16 protein-coding genes are annotated in these 14,039 nt (G+C 70.1%); 9 read left to right on the top strand and 7 right to left on the bottom strand.

What is annotated here, in order from left to right; translation table 11 throughout:
* Window positions 1–23: 23 nt before the first annotated feature.
* Window positions 24–893 carry a F510_1955 family glycosylhydrolase gene (locus ACGFZ2_RS18980; protein WP_393455097.1) on the bottom strand — a complete coding sequence of 290 codons (870 nt, stop codon included), beginning with the start codon at window positions 891–893 and terminating at the stop codon, window positions 24–26.
* Between the two features lie 179 nt (window positions 894–1,072).
* Between ACGFZ2_RS18980 and ACGFZ2_RS18975 the strand changes: the two genes are divergently transcribed.
* From ACGFZ2_RS18975 to ACGFZ2_RS18950, 6 genes are all read left to right on the top strand, one after another.
* The gene (locus tag ACGFZ2_RS18975; RefSeq protein ID WP_393455094.1) at window positions 1,073–1,525 is read left to right on the top strand and encodes a DUF2752 domain-containing protein; all 453 of its coding nucleotides are present in this window, start codon (window positions 1,073–1,075) and stop codon (window positions 1,523–1,525) included.
* Window positions 1,526–1,620: 95 nt separating this feature from the next.
* Window positions 1,621–1,947: a BlaI/MecI/CopY family transcriptional regulator gene (locus tag ACGFZ2_RS18970; RefSeq protein ID WP_393455614.1), complete on the top strand. Its 327-nt coding sequence runs from the start codon at window positions 1,621–1,623 to the stop codon at window positions 1,945–1,947.
* Window positions 1,944–2,873, top strand: coding sequence for a M56 family metallopeptidase (locus ACGFZ2_RS18965; RefSeq protein WP_393455091.1), 930 nt, complete (start codon window positions 1,944–1,946; stop codon window positions 2,871–2,873). The genes ACGFZ2_RS18970 and ACGFZ2_RS18965 overlap by 4 nt, the downstream gene beginning before the upstream one ends.
* 841 nt (window positions 2,874–3,714) lie before the next feature.
* Window positions 3,715–4,857, top strand: coding sequence for a PLP-dependent cysteine synthase family protein (locus tag ACGFZ2_RS18960; RefSeq protein ID WP_393455088.1), 1,143 nt, complete (start codon window positions 3,715–3,717; stop codon window positions 4,855–4,857).
* Between the two features lie 50 nt (window positions 4,858–4,907).
* Complete coding sequence (locus ACGFZ2_RS18955; RefSeq protein WP_393455611.1) at window positions 4,908–6,164, top strand: MFS transporter; 1,257 nt, start codon at window positions 4,908–4,910, stop codon at window positions 6,162–6,164.
* A complete protein-coding gene (locus ACGFZ2_RS18950; protein ID WP_393455085.1) occupies window positions 6,161–7,144 on the top strand; it encodes a threo-3-hydroxy-L-aspartate ammonia-lyase in 984 nt (327 codons plus the stop codon). The genes ACGFZ2_RS18955 and ACGFZ2_RS18950 overlap by 4 nt, the downstream gene beginning before the upstream one ends.
* Before the next feature lie 175 nt (window positions 7,145–7,319).
* Here the strand turns inward: ACGFZ2_RS18950 and ACGFZ2_RS18945 are convergent, their stop codons facing one another.
* Both ACGFZ2_RS18945 and ACGFZ2_RS18940 read right to left on the bottom strand, forming a co-directional pair.
* The gene (locus ACGFZ2_RS18945) at window positions 7,320–7,625 is read right to left on the bottom strand and encodes a glutaredoxin family protein (RefSeq protein ID WP_393268602.1); all 306 of its coding nucleotides are present in this window, start codon (window positions 7,623–7,625) and stop codon (window positions 7,320–7,322) included.
* A gap of 82 nt (window positions 7,626–7,707) precedes the next feature.
* Window positions 7,708–7,989: a heavy-metal-associated domain-containing protein gene (locus ACGFZ2_RS18940; protein ID WP_393455082.1), complete on the bottom strand. Its 282-nt coding sequence runs from the start codon at window positions 7,987–7,989 to the stop codon at window positions 7,708–7,710.
* A 305-nt stretch (window positions 7,990–8,294) separates the two neighbouring features.
* Here ACGFZ2_RS18940 and ACGFZ2_RS18935 point away from each other — a divergent pair, with 305 nt between their 5' ends.
* A complete protein-coding gene (locus ACGFZ2_RS18935) occupies window positions 8,295–9,728 on the top strand; it encodes an MFS transporter (protein WP_393455079.1) in 1,434 nt (477 codons plus the stop codon).
* A 198-nt stretch (window positions 9,729–9,926) separates the two neighbouring features.
* On the opposite strand, the gene ACGFZ2_RS18930 is transcribed toward ACGFZ2_RS18935, so the two are convergent.
* The 4 genes from ACGFZ2_RS18930 to ACGFZ2_RS18915 are packed head-to-tail and all read right to left on the bottom strand — an operon-like array spanning window position 9,927 to window position 12,620.
* Window positions 9,927–10,724: an ABC transporter permease gene (locus tag ACGFZ2_RS18930; RefSeq protein WP_393271142.1), complete on the bottom strand. Its 798-nt coding sequence runs from the start codon at window positions 10,722–10,724 to the stop codon at window positions 9,927–9,929.
* Entirely contained in the window at window positions 10,721–11,641 is a 921-nt protein-coding gene (locus ACGFZ2_RS18925) for an ABC transporter ATP-binding protein (RefSeq protein WP_393271140.1), read from the bottom strand. The genes ACGFZ2_RS18930 and ACGFZ2_RS18925 overlap by 4 nt, the downstream gene beginning before the upstream one ends.
* Window positions 11,638–12,009 (bottom strand): hypothetical protein, encoded by a 372-nt coding sequence (locus tag ACGFZ2_RS18920; RefSeq protein ID WP_393271139.1) that lies wholly within the window; start codon window positions 12,007–12,009, stop codon window positions 11,638–11,640. Before ACGFZ2_RS18920 ends, ACGFZ2_RS18925 begins: the two co-directional genes overlap by 4 nt.
* On the bottom strand, window positions 12,009–12,620 hold the full coding sequence (locus ACGFZ2_RS18915; RefSeq protein ID WP_393455076.1) for a helix-turn-helix domain-containing protein: 612 nt from the start codon (window positions 12,618–12,620) through the stop codon (window positions 12,009–12,011). The genes ACGFZ2_RS18920 and ACGFZ2_RS18915 overlap by 1 nt, the downstream gene beginning before the upstream one ends.
* 116 nt (window positions 12,621–12,736) lie before the next feature.
* Between ACGFZ2_RS18915 and ACGFZ2_RS18910 the strand changes: the two genes are divergently transcribed.
* Window positions 12,737–13,192: a VOC family protein gene (locus ACGFZ2_RS18910; RefSeq protein WP_393271135.1), complete on the top strand. Its 456-nt coding sequence runs from the start codon at window positions 12,737–12,739 to the stop codon at window positions 13,190–13,192.
* Between the two features lie 309 nt (window positions 13,193–13,501).
* The gene (locus ACGFZ2_RS18905) at window positions 13,502–13,849 is read left to right on the top strand and encodes a CGNR zinc finger domain-containing protein (RefSeq protein WP_393455073.1); all 348 of its coding nucleotides are present in this window, start codon (window positions 13,502–13,504) and stop codon (window positions 13,847–13,849) included.
* The last annotated feature ends 190 nt before the right edge of the window (window positions 13,850–14,039 follow it).

Below are 14,039 nucleotides of genomic sequence, written 5' to 3'. Positions count from 1 at the left end.
ACAGGCGACTCGGGCACGTCGGCTCAGGCCGTCATCGGCTGCCACGTCACGCCCGAGTCGGCGCTGCGCAACACCCGGCCGTCCTCGGTGGCCAGGTAGATGAGGTTCTCGTGCACGGTGAGCGCGACCGGGGCGCCCGCTGCGCGGCCGGCGGTGGGCGACCAGGTCGCCGCCCCGTCGACGGATCGCACCAGTGCGCCATCCGCCGTGACCGCCACCAGTTCCCGCGCAGACCAGTGCAGTAGCACCGCTGGCGGGCCGCCGGCCGGTGCCCAGGTGCGGCCACCGTCAGTGGACCGGCGCGTGCCCTGTTCCGTGGTTGCCAGGAGGGTGTCCGGGCGGTGCGGGTCGACGGCCAGGTCGTAGGCCTCGATCGTGGAACGGGTCTGCCACGTGACCCGGTCAGTGCTGGCCATCAGGGCGCCGCTGGTCGAATCGACGCCGTAGACGACGCCGCCGGAAGAACGCAGCAGGTGAAAGTCGGCCTGCCCGGCCAGGGACAGGGTCCGCCAGGAGTGGCCGGCATCGGTGCTGTGGATCAGCCCCAGGTGCCTCGGCCCGTCCTCGCCGGGTGCCGGGTGCCCGGAGGCGAGGAACTCGTCGGGGCCGGTCACCGTGAAGCCCATCGTGTCCTGGCGGCTGTCCCCGACCCGGGTCGCCTCGGCACCGGAGAACCGGACCACTCCGTGGTGGGTGGCCACGTACAGCTGTCCGTCGGCGGGGTTCACGCCCAGGCCGTGCACGTGGCCCAGCCCGCCGCTGCCCAACCCCGACGAGCCGGTGGAGGTGGCGTCGCCACGCCAGCCGACGGCGGTGGCCGCGGCGGTGACCAGCAGGAGGACGCCGACCGCGACGCCGATCCATGCCAACCGATTCTGCCCCTTGTGGGCCACACCAAGCTCCCTTGCCTCGCCCTGCGACCTGCGGTGGCGGCACGGGATCATCCCGCGCCGCCCCCCGATCGTATGCCATCTACTATTGCCGGATAGTAGTAGTGTCGTCAGGCGTCACGGTGCGGACATGACGCGACGGCGAGTGTGCGCCCAGCGTTGGCGCAGCGAGGAGGTTGTCGGTGCGTCAGGTCATGGCGGCGCCTAACCGGGCGTTGCGACGCGCGGTATCGGTTGCCGGGGTTGCGGTACTGGCCGCGGCGGTGGGATTCGTGCTGCGATTCGATCCCACCGACCGGGTCGCCGACCCGACCGGCCCCTGCCTGTGGCACGCCCTGACCGGCATCAACGGGCCGGGCTGCGGCGGTACCCGCATGTTCTACTATCTGCTGCACGGCGACCTCGTCGAGGCCGCTCGCCACCACCTGGCCGCGCTGATCGCGGTGCCATTCGTGGCGTACCTCGGTGTGCGATTCCTCGCCTCGGCCTGGCTCGGCCGCGAACTACCCGCGTTGCGCCTGCCCGCCTGGGCCTACGGGGCGTACGTCACCGCCTTCCTGCTTTACAGCACGGTGCTGCGTAACCTGCCGTGGGCGCCGTTCTCCTGGTTCGACATCCCCAACCTGACGCCGTAGCACCGAGGTACGGCGCTGCGAGGTCAGCGTAGGCTGACCTGGATGTGGGAGGCGGTGTGCCGTTGAACGGCCTGGGTGAGTTGGAAGCCGCCGTCATGGACGTGCTGTGGCGGGCGGGCGAGCCCCTGCGGGTGCGTGAGGTGCTCGACCGGCTGACCGGACGCACCCTGGCCTACACCACCGTCATGACTGTGCTGGACAACCTGCACCGCAAGCAGTGGGTGCTGCGCGACAAGAGCGGCAAGGCCTACCACTACCGGCCCGCCGGGAGCCGGGAGGAACTCGTGGCGCGGACCTTGCGGCGCATGCTGGAGACCAGTCTCCAACCCGACGTGGTGCTGTTGCACTTCGCCCGTTCGGCCTCTGACCGGGAACTGGCGGTGCTGCGGCAGGTGCTCGACGAGCGGTCGGATCGCCGGTGAGCCCGGCCGTCGCCCTCATCGTCGGTGCGCTCGTCGTAGCCTGGGTCACCCCGGATCTGCTCGAGCGCGCCGTGGGCCGGGTCCGTGATCCGGTCGCCGTGCTGCTCGCCTGGTGGGGCAGCCTGGCCGCAGTGCTGCTGACCTTCACCGCCGGAGCGGCGCTGCTGCTCGCACCCGCCGACAGCATCGAGGACTGGGCAGAGTATCTCGCGCACCACTGTTGGCTTGCGGTGCGCCACGGCCGGCTGCCGGCGCAGGACGAGGTTCTCGGCGTGACCGGGATGGTGGCGGTCGCCGCGCTGGCCGCGTTGGCCGCGAGAAGCCTGGTCGTTGCTGTCCGGCAGTGGCGTTCGCAGCGCAAGTCTCGGCAGGCGCACCAGGATCTGGTGACTCTGGTCGGCGAAACCCTCACGCCGGAGCGTGTACCGGTGCTGCGGCTTCCGCATCGCGTGCCACTGGCCTACAGCGTCGGTGGCGGCCGGGGCCTGCTCGTCGTCAGCGCCGGCGTCCTGGGGCTGCCTGCGGCGCAACGCGCGGCGGTGCTGTCTCACGAGCGGGCACACCTGCGCGGCCGCCACCATCTGATCGTCGCCCTCGCCGAGGTCCTGGCCGCGGCCGCACCGTGGGTGCCGCTGACCCGCCGCGCCCCGCGCGCCATGCGCCTTCTGGTCGAGCTTTGCGCTGACGCGGCCGCCGTGCGCGCCTGCGGCGCACCCGCAGTTCGCGCAGCGCTGATCGCCCTCAACGATGCTCCACACCCCGCGCACGCCCTGTCGATGGCCGGAGCGGACGTGTCTACGCGGCTGCACCGCCTGCAGGCCGGGGAACCGGACTCCCGAACGTCGGCGCGTGTCGCTCTTCCGCTGGCCGCGGTGCTCGCGCCGGCACTGGTCGGCGTCGCCGCCACCATCCTCTTCTGCGCCTGAGATTCCTGTCAAAACGTCGACGCCGAGGTTGCCACCCCGTGCGCCGTGACGACCGCCCGTCAGCCCATACTCACCGATCGTTTCGCCGCCTCTCAGGGCAGGTCCTGGCGATGCTCGGATGCCGCAGTTGGACTGTGTGGCCGATCGTCAACCGGCGGCGCTCAGTGTAGTGAAAGGCTCTCCATCTGTAGTTTTGGCTGTTCAGCGGCTAGGCTGACGTCGGTGAATGTGGGCTATCGCCCAGGTTCGACGGTTATGTCTAGTGGGAGGACCTGTGGTGCGACGTCACTGGCTGCGCCCGGCGTCGCAGGCTCCTCTGGCCAGCCTCCTGGTCGTCCTGGCTGTGGCAGGGCTGGTCATGCTCGCCGGCTGGTGCGCACCCTCCGCCTCGGCCCATTCCATGCCGCTCGGCCACCATGACCATCCGGTCGAAGGCGCCTCGCCCGGCACGGATGACGCCGACTCGTCGCTCCCGAGCACTCCAACTCGCTCCGAGAGGTGCCCGCATCTGGCGACAGCGGCAATGGTCATGCCCTACAGGTCCGTCACCGAAGCAATCGGTTCCCCTGCCCTGCCCGTACACAGACACATGGACGGCGTCTCTTCATCCGTCCACCGATGGCCGTGCCACCTCACGCGTTCGTTGGTGCCGCTCACGATGGCAGGAGCATCTTCGTCGGTCCTTCGCATATAGCGGCGCCGGCAGCGCGGACCCCCACCCACAGGGTCTGCGCTTCCTGACGGTGACCGTAGGCGTAGACGAGACGACGAAAGGCATGTTGTGGCGAAGTACCTTGACGCCTCCCACGGCGTTGCAGATCAACCTGTCCCCAGTGCGGCGATGGCCGCAGCGACTCCCGAGCACCTGGTGGGAAACACCCCGGTTCTATGGATTCCCGACCTGACCGGGCAGAAAGAGACCGGCTTCTGGGCCAAACTGGAAGGCCACAATCCCGGCGGAATCAAGGACAGGCCAGGCCTTTACCTACTTGGTCAGGCACGAAGGAGAGGAGACCTGGCTCCGGGAGCACCAGTTGTCGAATCCACCTCGGGGACCCTCGGACTTGGACTGGCCCTGGCGGGGATGCTCTACGGGCATCCCGTCACGTTGGTCACCGACGCGGGGATGGAACCCCACATGCGGCACCTGCTGGCCGCCTACGGTGCCGAGGTCGACGTCGTCGACAGGCCGCACCCGCAGGGTGGCTGGCAGCAGGCACGCCGGGACCGGGTCGCCCAGCTGCTCGCGGAACGCCCGGGTGCCTGGTGCCCCGACCAGTACCACAACCCCGACAACGTGAGGGCCTACGAGGGACTGGCCCGGGAACTCGCAACGCAGCTCAAACACGTCGACGTGTTGGTGTGCAGCGTCGGCACCGGCGGCCACAGCGCCGGTGTCTCCCGAGTGCTGCGGGAGACGAACCCGGACCTGCGACTGGTCGGGGTCGACACCGTCGGGTCGACGATCTTCGGTCAACCCGACCGGCCACGCCTGATGCGAGGGCTGGGGAGCAGCATCTACCCCCGCAACGTCGACTACAGGGCCTTCGCGGAAGTGCATTGGGTCTCGCCGGCCGAAGCAGTATGGGCATGTCGGCGTCTGGCTGCCGCCCGCTACCTCACCGGCGGTTGGAGCGTGGGCGCCGTCGCGGTTGTCGCTTCCTGGGTCGCCCGCACCCACCCTCCGTCCACCCGGGTCGCGGCCATCTTTCCCGACGGGGCGGCTCGGTACGTCGACACCATCTTCAACGACGACTACTGCCGCCGCCACCGTCTGCTAGATCGGCCACCGGCCCCGCAACCCGAGCACCTCGGCCACCCGCAGGAGCGCGAGGTTACCCGCTGGACCCGGTGCGTCACCGTCATCGATCCCGCACCGCGCGGTGGTGCTGGTGCCGAAACGGCGCCGCCGGCCGGCGCAGGGGACGGCAGAGCCGGCAGCGGCCTTGGGGCACGCTGGGACGCCAGGAGGAGACCGTGGTGAAGGGCACCTGGCATCAGGTCGGCTCGTTCGACCGGCCCCTCCAACTGTTGATGGTCAATCAGTTCGGCATCAACCTCGGCTTTTACATGCTGATGCCGTACCTGGCCAACCATCTCGCTTCGGGTCTGGGCATGGCCGCCTGGACCGTGGGCCTGATCCTGGGGGTGCGCACACTCAGCCAGCAGGGCATGTTCTTCGTAGGCGGCATGCTCGCCGACCGGCTCGGCTACAAACCGATGATCGTCCTCGGCTGCGCCCTGCGGACCATGGGATTCGCGCTGCTCGGTCTTGGCTCCGACCTGCGTATGCTGCTGGTTGCGTCGGTGGCCACCGGGCTCGCCGGCGCGCTGTTCAATCCAGCGGTGCGGGCGTACGTCGCGGCGGAGGCCGGGGAACGCCGAGTCGAGGCGTTTGCCGCATTCAACGTCTTCTACCAAGCTGGCATCCTCATCGGGCCGGTCGTCGGGCTTGCCCTGATCAGCCAGGACTTCCGGCTCGTCTGTATGACCGCGGCGATGATCTTCCTGGTGCTCACCGTGGTGCAAGTCCGTGCCCTGCCGGCGCGGTCCGCGCCCACGGTCGACGGCCGGCCACACGGTGTCGGTGGGGTGCGAGCCGACTGGCGGCAGGTCGTCGGCAACCGCTCGTTCCTTCTGTTCTCCCTAGCCATGATCGGTTCCTACGTGCTGTCGTCGCAGCTCTACCTCGCCCTTCCGTTGCAGGCGGCCAAGGTGCTGGGGGAGAGCGGTGACATTGGCAGCAGTGTCCTGTTCGCCCTTTCCGCCGTGGTGGCGGTCATGGGGCAGGTCCGGACCACCGGTTGGGCGCGGCATCGCTGGGAATCCGGCAGGGCCGTCGCCGCCGGCCTGGCCCTGATGGCAGCGGCGTTCCTGCCGCTGGCGGCGACCGCCGGGCTGACCGCCCGCCAGAGTTCCTTGGGCGCGGCCACCCTGGCGATTCTTCCGACCCTGGCCGCCACGGTGCTGCTCACCCTGGGCGCCGTGGTGGCGTACCCGTTCGAGATGGACACCATCGTGGCGCTTGCCCAGGACCGGCTTGTCGCGACCCACTACGGCCTGTACAACACCTTCGCCGGCATCGGGATCACCGCCGGGAACCTCGCTACTGGCGCCGTCTGGGGGCTAGCTGAGCGTTGGGAGCTTCCCGCGCTGCCCTGGCTGGCGCTCTCCGCGACGGGGGCAGTCTGCGCCGGTGCTGTCGCTCTGCTGGCTCGCTCCGGTCGACTCGAGCCCGCCTCCGCGCCGCTCCCCGCCACAGCCGTCCCGCAAGGAGTCACCTCACGATGACGAATCGCCTCACTGTCACCGCTGACGACGTGCATGCCGCGGCCAAACGGCTATTCGGCGTCGCCCACCGCACACCCGTCCTCACTTCACGCACCTTGAACCAGCGAACCGGCGCCACGGCGTTCGTCAAATGTGAGAGCTTCCAACGCGTCGGTGCCTTCAAATTCCGGGGCGCCTACAACGCCGTCGCCCGGTTGAACGACGATGCCCGCCGCCGTGGCGTCATCGCTTTCTCCTCAGGCAACCACGCGCAGGCGGTCGCGCTGGCCGCGCATGTGCTCGGCTCCCACGCCGTCGTTGTCATGCCGCGTGACGCGCCGGCGTCCAAGGTGACTGCCACCGCCCACTACGGCGCCGAGGTGGTCACGTTCGACCGCTACACCGACAACCGGTTCGAGATCACCGACCGGCTCGCTGCCGAGCGCGGGTTGACCGTGATCCCACCGTATGACCATCCGGACGTGGTCGCCGGTGCGGGCACGACGGCGGTGGAGCTCTGGGACGACGTCGACGGTTTGGATGCGCTGGTCGTCCCGCTCGGCGGTGGCGGGCAGCTGGCCGGCTGTGCCACCGCCCTTCGGGCGATCGCACCCACCACGTACATCGTCGGGGTGGAGACCGAGGCCGGGGACAAGAACCGGCGATCTCTGCTGGCCGGTCAACCGGTCCGCATACCGGTGCCCCGCACCATCGCGGACGGTGTGACCGGGGAGCGGACCGGGGATGTCACGTTTCCCATCATTCAGCGGCTCGTGGACGACGTCGTCGTGGTCACCGACGAGGAAATTCTGACCGCGATGAAATTCCTGTTCGATCGGATGAAGCTCGTCGTTGAGCCGAGCGGCGCCCTTGCCGTAGCCGCGATGTTGGCAGGCCGGGTCCGAATGCCGCACCGCCGGGTCGGGTTGGTCGTCTCCGGCGGCAACATCAGCACCGACCTGTTCGGGCAGCTCATCACTGGAGGGGGTCCCAGCGACTGAAGGGTGGTCCGGGTGGCAGCCGCACGGGTGCCGCCCGGACGGTCCGGCAGCGCGTTCCGGAACGCCGGACCGCCGCCAGGCGGCCCCCAGATCTCCCGCTCCATCGGCTCGCGGCGAGATACCTCGGCCTCGCCATGTTCTTCTCGCTCCAGCGGCGGTGGTGGCCGGTAGGCCGTCACCGGTCACCGGTGCTGGATTCTGCTTCTCGCTGGTCGAGGTGAGTCCGCAGGTCCTCATCCGTGGGCTCGACCAGGCAGGTGCCGTCCGGCCACAGCAGCGTGGGGACGCGTCGACGTCCGTGCTGCAGCCGTCGGACGAGCCTGGTGGCGGCTTGGTCCCGGTCGAGGTCGACGTAGTGGTAGGCGACGCCGGCGGCGTCGAGCACGGCCCGGCTGCGCCGCACGTCGGGGCACCAGCCGGTGCCGTAGACCACGAGCCCAGGGCTGGTGGGGTAGTGGTCGGGATGATCTGCACCAGTCATGTCGACTCCTGTGACCGTGTTGTTGCGGCAGGGGCGCGGCCGGTCGTGCCCGTGCCTGGGACGGACACGACCGGCCAGGTGGTCAGCCGACGAGCTGATAGCCGGCCTGTTCGACCGCGGTGCGTACGTCGGCGGTCTCCAGGGCGGCGTCGCTGGTGACGGTGACCAGGCCGTCGGTCACATCGACCTCGACGCGCGTGACGCCAGCGACGGTGCTGAGGTGCTTGCGCACGGAGTTGGCGCAGCCCCCGCAGGTCATTCCGGACACGGTGTAGGTGGTCCGGACGCCGTCCTGGGTGGCGGTGGCTGCCGGGGCGGTGTCAACGGCAGTGGCGCAGCCGCAACCGGATTCGCTGTTGCACATGGACATCTCCTCTGGTGGGTGTGGGTGGGCAAGGCAGATCAGGACCTGACGGGGCCTCCTGGTCACCCGGAGTCCTCCCTCAGCCCGGCGGAGCTGCGGCGTGGTCCCGTCCTCTGTCTGGGTGCCGGTGTCCCGTCACGATCCGCCTTTTCTTGATAAGCGGAAGCTACCCCAGGGGGGTATATGGCGCAAGGGGTTCGCGTGATCGGGCGTCGTTGACGTGGATCACTTGACGTCCAATACCCCTAGGGGGTAAACATTCTCCACTTACCCGTACCCCCTAGGGGCATAAAGGAGTGGTTGTGATGTCACCCAGGACCAAGCGGTGGTGGGCGCTCGGCCTCATCGCGCTCGCCCAGTTCATGGTCATCATGGACACCTCGATCATCGGCGTCGCTCTACCTCGGATGCAGACGGACCTCGGCTTCTCGCCAGAGAACCTGTCCTGGGTGTTCAACGCCTACGTCGTCGCCTTCGGCGGCCTGCTGCTGCTCGGTGGCCGGTTGTCCGACCTGTTCGGCGCCCGCCGCATGTTCACCGCCGGCTGGCTGATCCTCCTGGCCGGGTCGGCCGCCGCCGGCCTGGCCGACAGCGTCGCCGTCGAACTGGCCGCCCGTGCCGTCCAGGGCGCTGGCGCCGCCCTGATCGCGCCCTCGGCGCTGACCCTGCTGATGATGCTCTTCGGCGCCGAGCCGCGGGAACTCACCAGAGCCCTTGCTCTCTACGGAGCCGCGGCACCCGCCGGCGGCACCGCCGGCGTCTTCCTCGGCGGCGTCATCACCGAGTACGTCAGCTGGCCCTGGGTCTTCTACATCAACATCCCGATCGCACTGGTCGCCGTCCTCGCCACCCCGGCGCTGATGCCGGCCGGCGGCGCCCGCCGAGGCTCCCTCGACGTCGCCGGAGCGCTCACCGTGACCCTCGGTCTCGGGGCCGCCGTCTACGCCATCGTGCGCGCCCCCGAGGTCGGCTGGTCCTCCGGGCAGACCTGGTTGGTCCTGGCCGGCGCCGTCGCCGCCCTGGCGGCGTTCCTCGCCATCCAGGCCGCGCGTCGGGAGCCGCTGATGCGCCTGTCCATCTTCCGCGCCACGAACCTCGCCGCCGCGAACATCGCCCAACTGCTGCTCGGCGCGGCCTGGATCCCGATGTGGTTCTACCTCAACCTGTACCTGCAGCAGGTCCTCGGCTACAGCGCCTTCCCCAGCGGTGCCGCGCTGCTGCCCATGACCGTCCTCATCATGGTCGGGATGATCGCCCTCGCACCGCGGGCCATCAACCGGTTCGGCCCCAAGCCCATGGTCGTGACCGGCCTCGCGGTCCTCGCCGCCGGCCTCGGATGGCTCGCTCTGATCCGCCCCGACGGCACCTTCGTCGCCGACGTCCTGCCCGCCTCGCTCGTCGCGGCGCTGGGCATGTCACTCGCCTTCATCCCGTCGCTGGGCACCGCGATCTCCAGCGCCCGCCCCGAGGAAGGCGGGCTGGCATCCGGCATCGTCAACACCAGCTACCAGGTCGGCTCCGCCCTCGGCCTGGCCGCCATGACCGCCGTCGCAGCGTCCTACGGCGCCGACCAACTCGGCGACCTGCCGGCCCTGACCGACGGCTACTCCGCCGCCTTCGTCGGCGCCGGGATCATCGCCGCCGCAGGAGCTGTCATCGCGGCGATCACCCTGCGCAGCACCGCGCCCCACCCGGAACAGACCACCGACGCCCAGCCCACCCAGGATCAGCTGACCTGACTCTCCGCCACTCGCGACGCCTCCGAACGACTCGCCGCGGAGACCGCTGCCGTCGCGGACAACGCTGGCCCCACCGCCGAGCGCCGATAGGGCGAGGAAATCGGAACCACTACTCGCGCGATCCGCCGCCTGGTGACGTCTTCGGGGCGGTCGGCCGTAACGGCCGACCGCCCCGAAAGCTCGGCAAGGGGAGGAAGGTCAGGTGATGTCGCGGCGCATGGGGATGATGACGGCGATCAGCGAGGCGGTGAGTGCGTACGCGGTGAGCAGTAGTGCGCCGGTGGCTGGTGGCAGTAGTTGGATGGCCGTGCTGCCGACCTGTTCGGACATGGCGTCGGCGAGGTAGGTGAAGTCGGTGAGGGAGGCGGTGGCGCCGCCGGGCAGGACTGGATAGAGCGCGTTGATGCCGGGGATCATCATGAGCAGCGTCTCGCCCAGGTACAGGTAGCCGATCACGACGCACAGGGCCACGACCTGGTGGCGGAGCAGGGCGCCCATGCCCACGCCGATCAGCAGGTACACGACCATGGCCAGGCCGATGCGGGCCAGCAACGCCAGCACCGTGCCGGCCGGCAGGCCGAGCGCGACGCCGCGGGCGGCGGCGACCGCGAAGAGGGCTGCGGCGGCGGTGCCGGCGAGGACCAGCCCGTACGCCAGTCCACCGACGCCGTACGTGGCGAGCTTGGCCGCCAACACCTGCCACCGGCGCGGCGCGAACAGGAACGTGACGGCGGCGGTGCGGTGCCGGTACTCGGACGTGACGGCGAGTGTGCCGACGGCGGCCGGCACGAATGCGGTGTAACCGAGGATGCCGAGGACCGAGCGGATGCCGGTTTCGGTGTCCAGTCCGGGCATGGGTGGGTCGAAGTTCTCCGGACCGACCAGCGCCATCGCGCCCGTCATGCCGCCGCCGATCAGCACGGCGGCGAGCAGCAGCCCGCTCCACGTGCGGGTGGCCAACAACCGGCGGAACTCGGCCTTGATCAGGTGGTTCATGCGGTGGTCGCCCTGTCGGTGGTCAGGTGGAGGAAGAGTTGTTCGAGGCTGGGGTTCTCGGTGACCAGCTCGTGTACCCGCAGCCGGCACGTGGCGGCCAGGTCGGCGACGTGCGGCGCGTCCAGCCCGTATACCCGTAGCCGCCCTGCCCCGACGGCTTCGATCCGCGGCGCGTCGCCGTCTGGCCGGCTGACTCGCAGGGCGGCGGCCAGCCGGTCGGCATCCGGCGAGCTCACCAGCACCGCTGGCGGTCCGGCGAGCCGTGACCACGGTCCAGCGGCGACGAGCTCGCCGTGGCGGACCACCACCACGTCGTCGACGAGCTGCTGGATCTCGCTGAGCACGTGGCTGGAGATCAGGATCGTGCGTCCCTCATCGGCCAGCCGGCGCAGGAAGCCACGCAACCACAGCATGCCTTCGGGGTCGAGGCCGTTGCTCGGCTCGTCCAGCAGCAGCACCGAGGGGTCGCCGAGCAGGGCGGTGGCGAGGCTGAGCCGTTGCCGCATGCCGGTGGAGAACCCGCGGGTGCGGCGGTCGGCGGCCTCGGCGAGGCCGAGCAGATCGAGCAGGTCGCTGACCCGGCTGTCCCGGTAGCCGCCCATCGCGGCGTAGACGCGCAGGTGGTCGCGGGCGGTGTGGCCGGGGTGGAACGCGCTCGCGTCGAACACCGCCCCGACGGTGCGCGACGGCCGTGGCAGCCGCCCGTACGGCTGGCCGCCGATCGTCGCGGTGCCGGAGGTGGGCGACACGAGGCCGGTCAGCATGCGCATCGTGGTGGTCTTGCCCGCGCCGTTCGGGCCCAGGAAACCAGTGACCACGCCCGGTTCGACCGTGAAGGTCAGATCACGTACGGCGGTGACCTCGCCGTACCGCTTGGTCAGGTGCGAGACCTCGATCGTCAGGCGGTCGCCGTTCATGCGCCGACCGCCGACGCGCGTCCGATCGCGTCCGCGATGTCCGGCGCAGCCGGATCGGAGAGCACGACCTCGTCGAACTGACCGCCGGCGGCCGCCCGGTCCAGGACGATATGCAGCCCCAGCTCGCCCCGGCGTGCCGCCACGAGCTGACGGGGACCAGCGAACAACCCCCAGACACCGATCTTGACGAAGCCGGACACCACCATTCCGCGCCGGGCGCCCCGCGCCAGGCGCAGCGGGTCGGCCACGATGGCCACACTCCGCACCGCGGTGACGGGGACGGTCAGCCGCTCACGCCCGATCCAGAGCCGCTCCCACCCGGTGAACCGGATGTCGACCAGCTCGACGGCAACCGTGACCGAGGCCATCAGCCATTCCCTTCCCTCGGGTCGGAGCCTTCGTCCCGCTCCGGCGTCTGTTGTGGGCTGTCGGTGGCTGTCGGCTGATCGGCCGGCAGCAGGATGGTGGCCAGTAGTCGAGGCACCCTGCCCTCGCCGGGCTCGTTGCCCAGCAGCGGGCCGATGACCTGGTTGAGGTCGGCGGCGAACTTTGCCAGCTCCGCGTCGGTCAGGTGGAGCACGAGCTGCTGGTATCCGACACCGTCGGCGGCGAAGTCGATCCGCTCACGGGCGAGGTAGCGGGAGAACTCCGACAGCAGGCTCGACACGAAGGCGGTGAAGTAGCGGGCGTGATCCTCGGGCGTCGCGGTGGCCAGGGCTGCGGCGTCCAAGGTCGCACCGTGGGCAGGCAGGGCGTAGACCCGCTCGACGGCCCCGCGGATCCTGCGCTCCTCCACCACCTCGATCAGGCCGGCCTTGACCAGCGTGGCCAGGTGCCGGTAGAGCGTGGCCTGCGGGATGTCCGGCAGCAGCGCCGCCAGGTCGTGCGTGGTCAGTCGCGCACCCGCCACTGCCCGCAGGATCCGGATGCGCACCGGGTGTAGCGCCAACTCCGCCCAACGTTCCCTCGACAACTCCACGGCTCAACGATATCACTATCGAGAATGATAATGGCAAGGGTGGGTGGTTCCGGAGGCGGACAGGTGTGCCCGGCGCCCGCGTGGGTACCCGTCCGGCCGACCCGGAGGAGACTGCGGTGACGGACGAGGCGCCCGACTACTTCCAGCCCGAGCACGGGCTGGTGCTCACCCACCTGCTGATCGTGCGGGACGTGGACCGTTCGCGGGAGTTCTACCGCAGCGTGCTGGGAGCGACGGTGGTGCGCGAGCGGCAACCGGCCATCCTCCGGCTGCACAACGGCTACATCGTGATCAACGACGAGGGCGGCCCGACCGACGACAAGCCGACCGTCCGGGCGCAGGCACCGGCGGACCCGAACGTGCTCAGCGGCGCGCTCAACATCCGGGTCACCGACGTCCGCGCCGTCTACGAGTTGTGGCGTTCCCGCGGCGGACAGTTCCTGACCGAACCGAAGGATCACGGGGTGGAGATCCGCTGCTACCTGCGTGATCCGGACGGCTACCTCATCGAACTCGGTCAGGGCACCGGAATCCTCGCCGAGATGGGACGACCGGCCCGCACCCCGCGGTGACCCCCCACACGTCGACTTCCCGGCGGATGGCCTGGGTCGAAACGCCGCTCGGTCGAGACAGCCCCGCGGACCTGGCCGTGGCGGTGTGCCGCCGGTGCGGGGAAGGTCATCCCATGGTCAGGCCGACGATGAACGGGAGCGTGGCGATCGAGAGTAGCGTCTGTGCGCCGGCGATGGACGCCGGCCCGGCGTGGGCGGGATCGGGACGGGTGAGATCGAGGCGGTCCTGCGTACGCACGAGATCCGCGACCGGCTCTCACGGCCCGGCAGGCAGAGATTCTGCGGATGTGGGGTGTGCGGCTGCGAGCCGTGTTCGAGGCGCCCGGGACCGACGAGCGCTGCGCGACGATCAACGCGCTGCTGGTCGAGGGGACTACCGGGGCGTTTCTGACCACCCACGACGGGCTGCGCCCGCACCTGCACTTCACGCCCGAGGACGATGATGTCGTCGGCCGGGTCCGAGCGGTCACGGCCGGCGGTCTGTCGATCTTCGCGGTTGAGGCGGAAGGCCGGCGGCTGGGCGTCTGCGCCCGGTCGACATGCGTGACGGTGTTCGTCGACACCAGCCGCAACGGGCGGCGCGAATACTGCTCGACCCGGTGCGGCAACCACGACGCTGTGCATCGCCACCGGACCCAGCACCGAGCAGGCAGGTGATCGACGATCAGACCACGCACCGGGTGGCAGGACGCCGCGTCGGCCGGAACCTGCCCTCGCATCGAGAAAAGCGCAGCTCTCTATTGCATCCGCCGTCCGCGCAGGTCAAGATCCTCGGAAGCAAGAGGTGGTCCGCTCCCCGAGCGTCACCAGCGCTCTTCTGCGCCCCGCTCGGTGGCCGGTGGATCCA

This window comes from Micromonospora sp. NPDC048063 (assembly GCF_043202855.1).
In the GTDB taxonomy this organism is placed as follows: Bacteria; Actinomycetota; Actinomycetes; order Mycobacteriales; family Micromonosporaceae; genus Micromonospora.
Note: the sequence above shows the minus strand (reverse complement) of the source record. Positions and strands in the feature narration are given on the sequence as shown.

Bases quoted from the DNA above. Each gene is read 5' to 3' on its own strand.
- ACGFZ2_RS18930 (WP_393271142.1), bottom strand. From the start codon at position 10,724: ATGAACCACCTGATCAAGGCCGAGTTCCGCCGGTTGTTGGCCACCCGC.
- ACGFZ2_RS18950 (WP_393455085.1), top strand. From the start codon at position 6,161: ATGACGAATCGCCTCACTGTCACCGCTGACGACGTGCATGCCGCGGCC.
- ACGFZ2_RS18935 (WP_393455079.1), top strand. From the start codon at position 8,295: ATGTCACCCAGGACCAAGCGGTGGTGGGCGCTCGGCCTCATCGCGCTC.
- ACGFZ2_RS18920 (WP_393271139.1), bottom strand. From the start codon at position 12,009: ATGGCCTCGGTCACGGTTGCCGTCGAGCTGGTCGACATCCGGTTCACC.
- ACGFZ2_RS18970 (WP_393455614.1), top strand. From the start codon at position 1,621: ATGGACGTGCTGTGGCGGGCGGGCGAGCCCCTGCGGGTGCGTGAGGTG.
- ACGFZ2_RS18960 (WP_393455088.1), top strand. From the start codon at position 3,715: ATGGCCGCAGCGACTCCCGAGCACCTGGTGGGAAACACCCCGGTTCTA.
- ACGFZ2_RS18955 (WP_393455611.1), top strand. From the start codon at position 4,908: ATGGTCAATCAGTTCGGCATCAACCTCGGCTTTTACATGCTGATGCCG.
- ACGFZ2_RS18945 (WP_393268602.1), bottom strand. From the start codon at position 7,625: ATGACTGGTGCAGATCATCCCGACCACTACCCCACCAGCCCTGGGCTC.
- ACGFZ2_RS18925 (WP_393271140.1), bottom strand. From the start codon at position 11,641: ATGAACGGCGACCGCCTGACGATCGAGGTCTCGCACCTGACCAAGCGG.
- ACGFZ2_RS18940 (WP_393455082.1), bottom strand. From the start codon at position 7,989: ATGTGCAACAGCGAATCCGGTTGCGGCTGCGCCACTGCCGTTGACACC.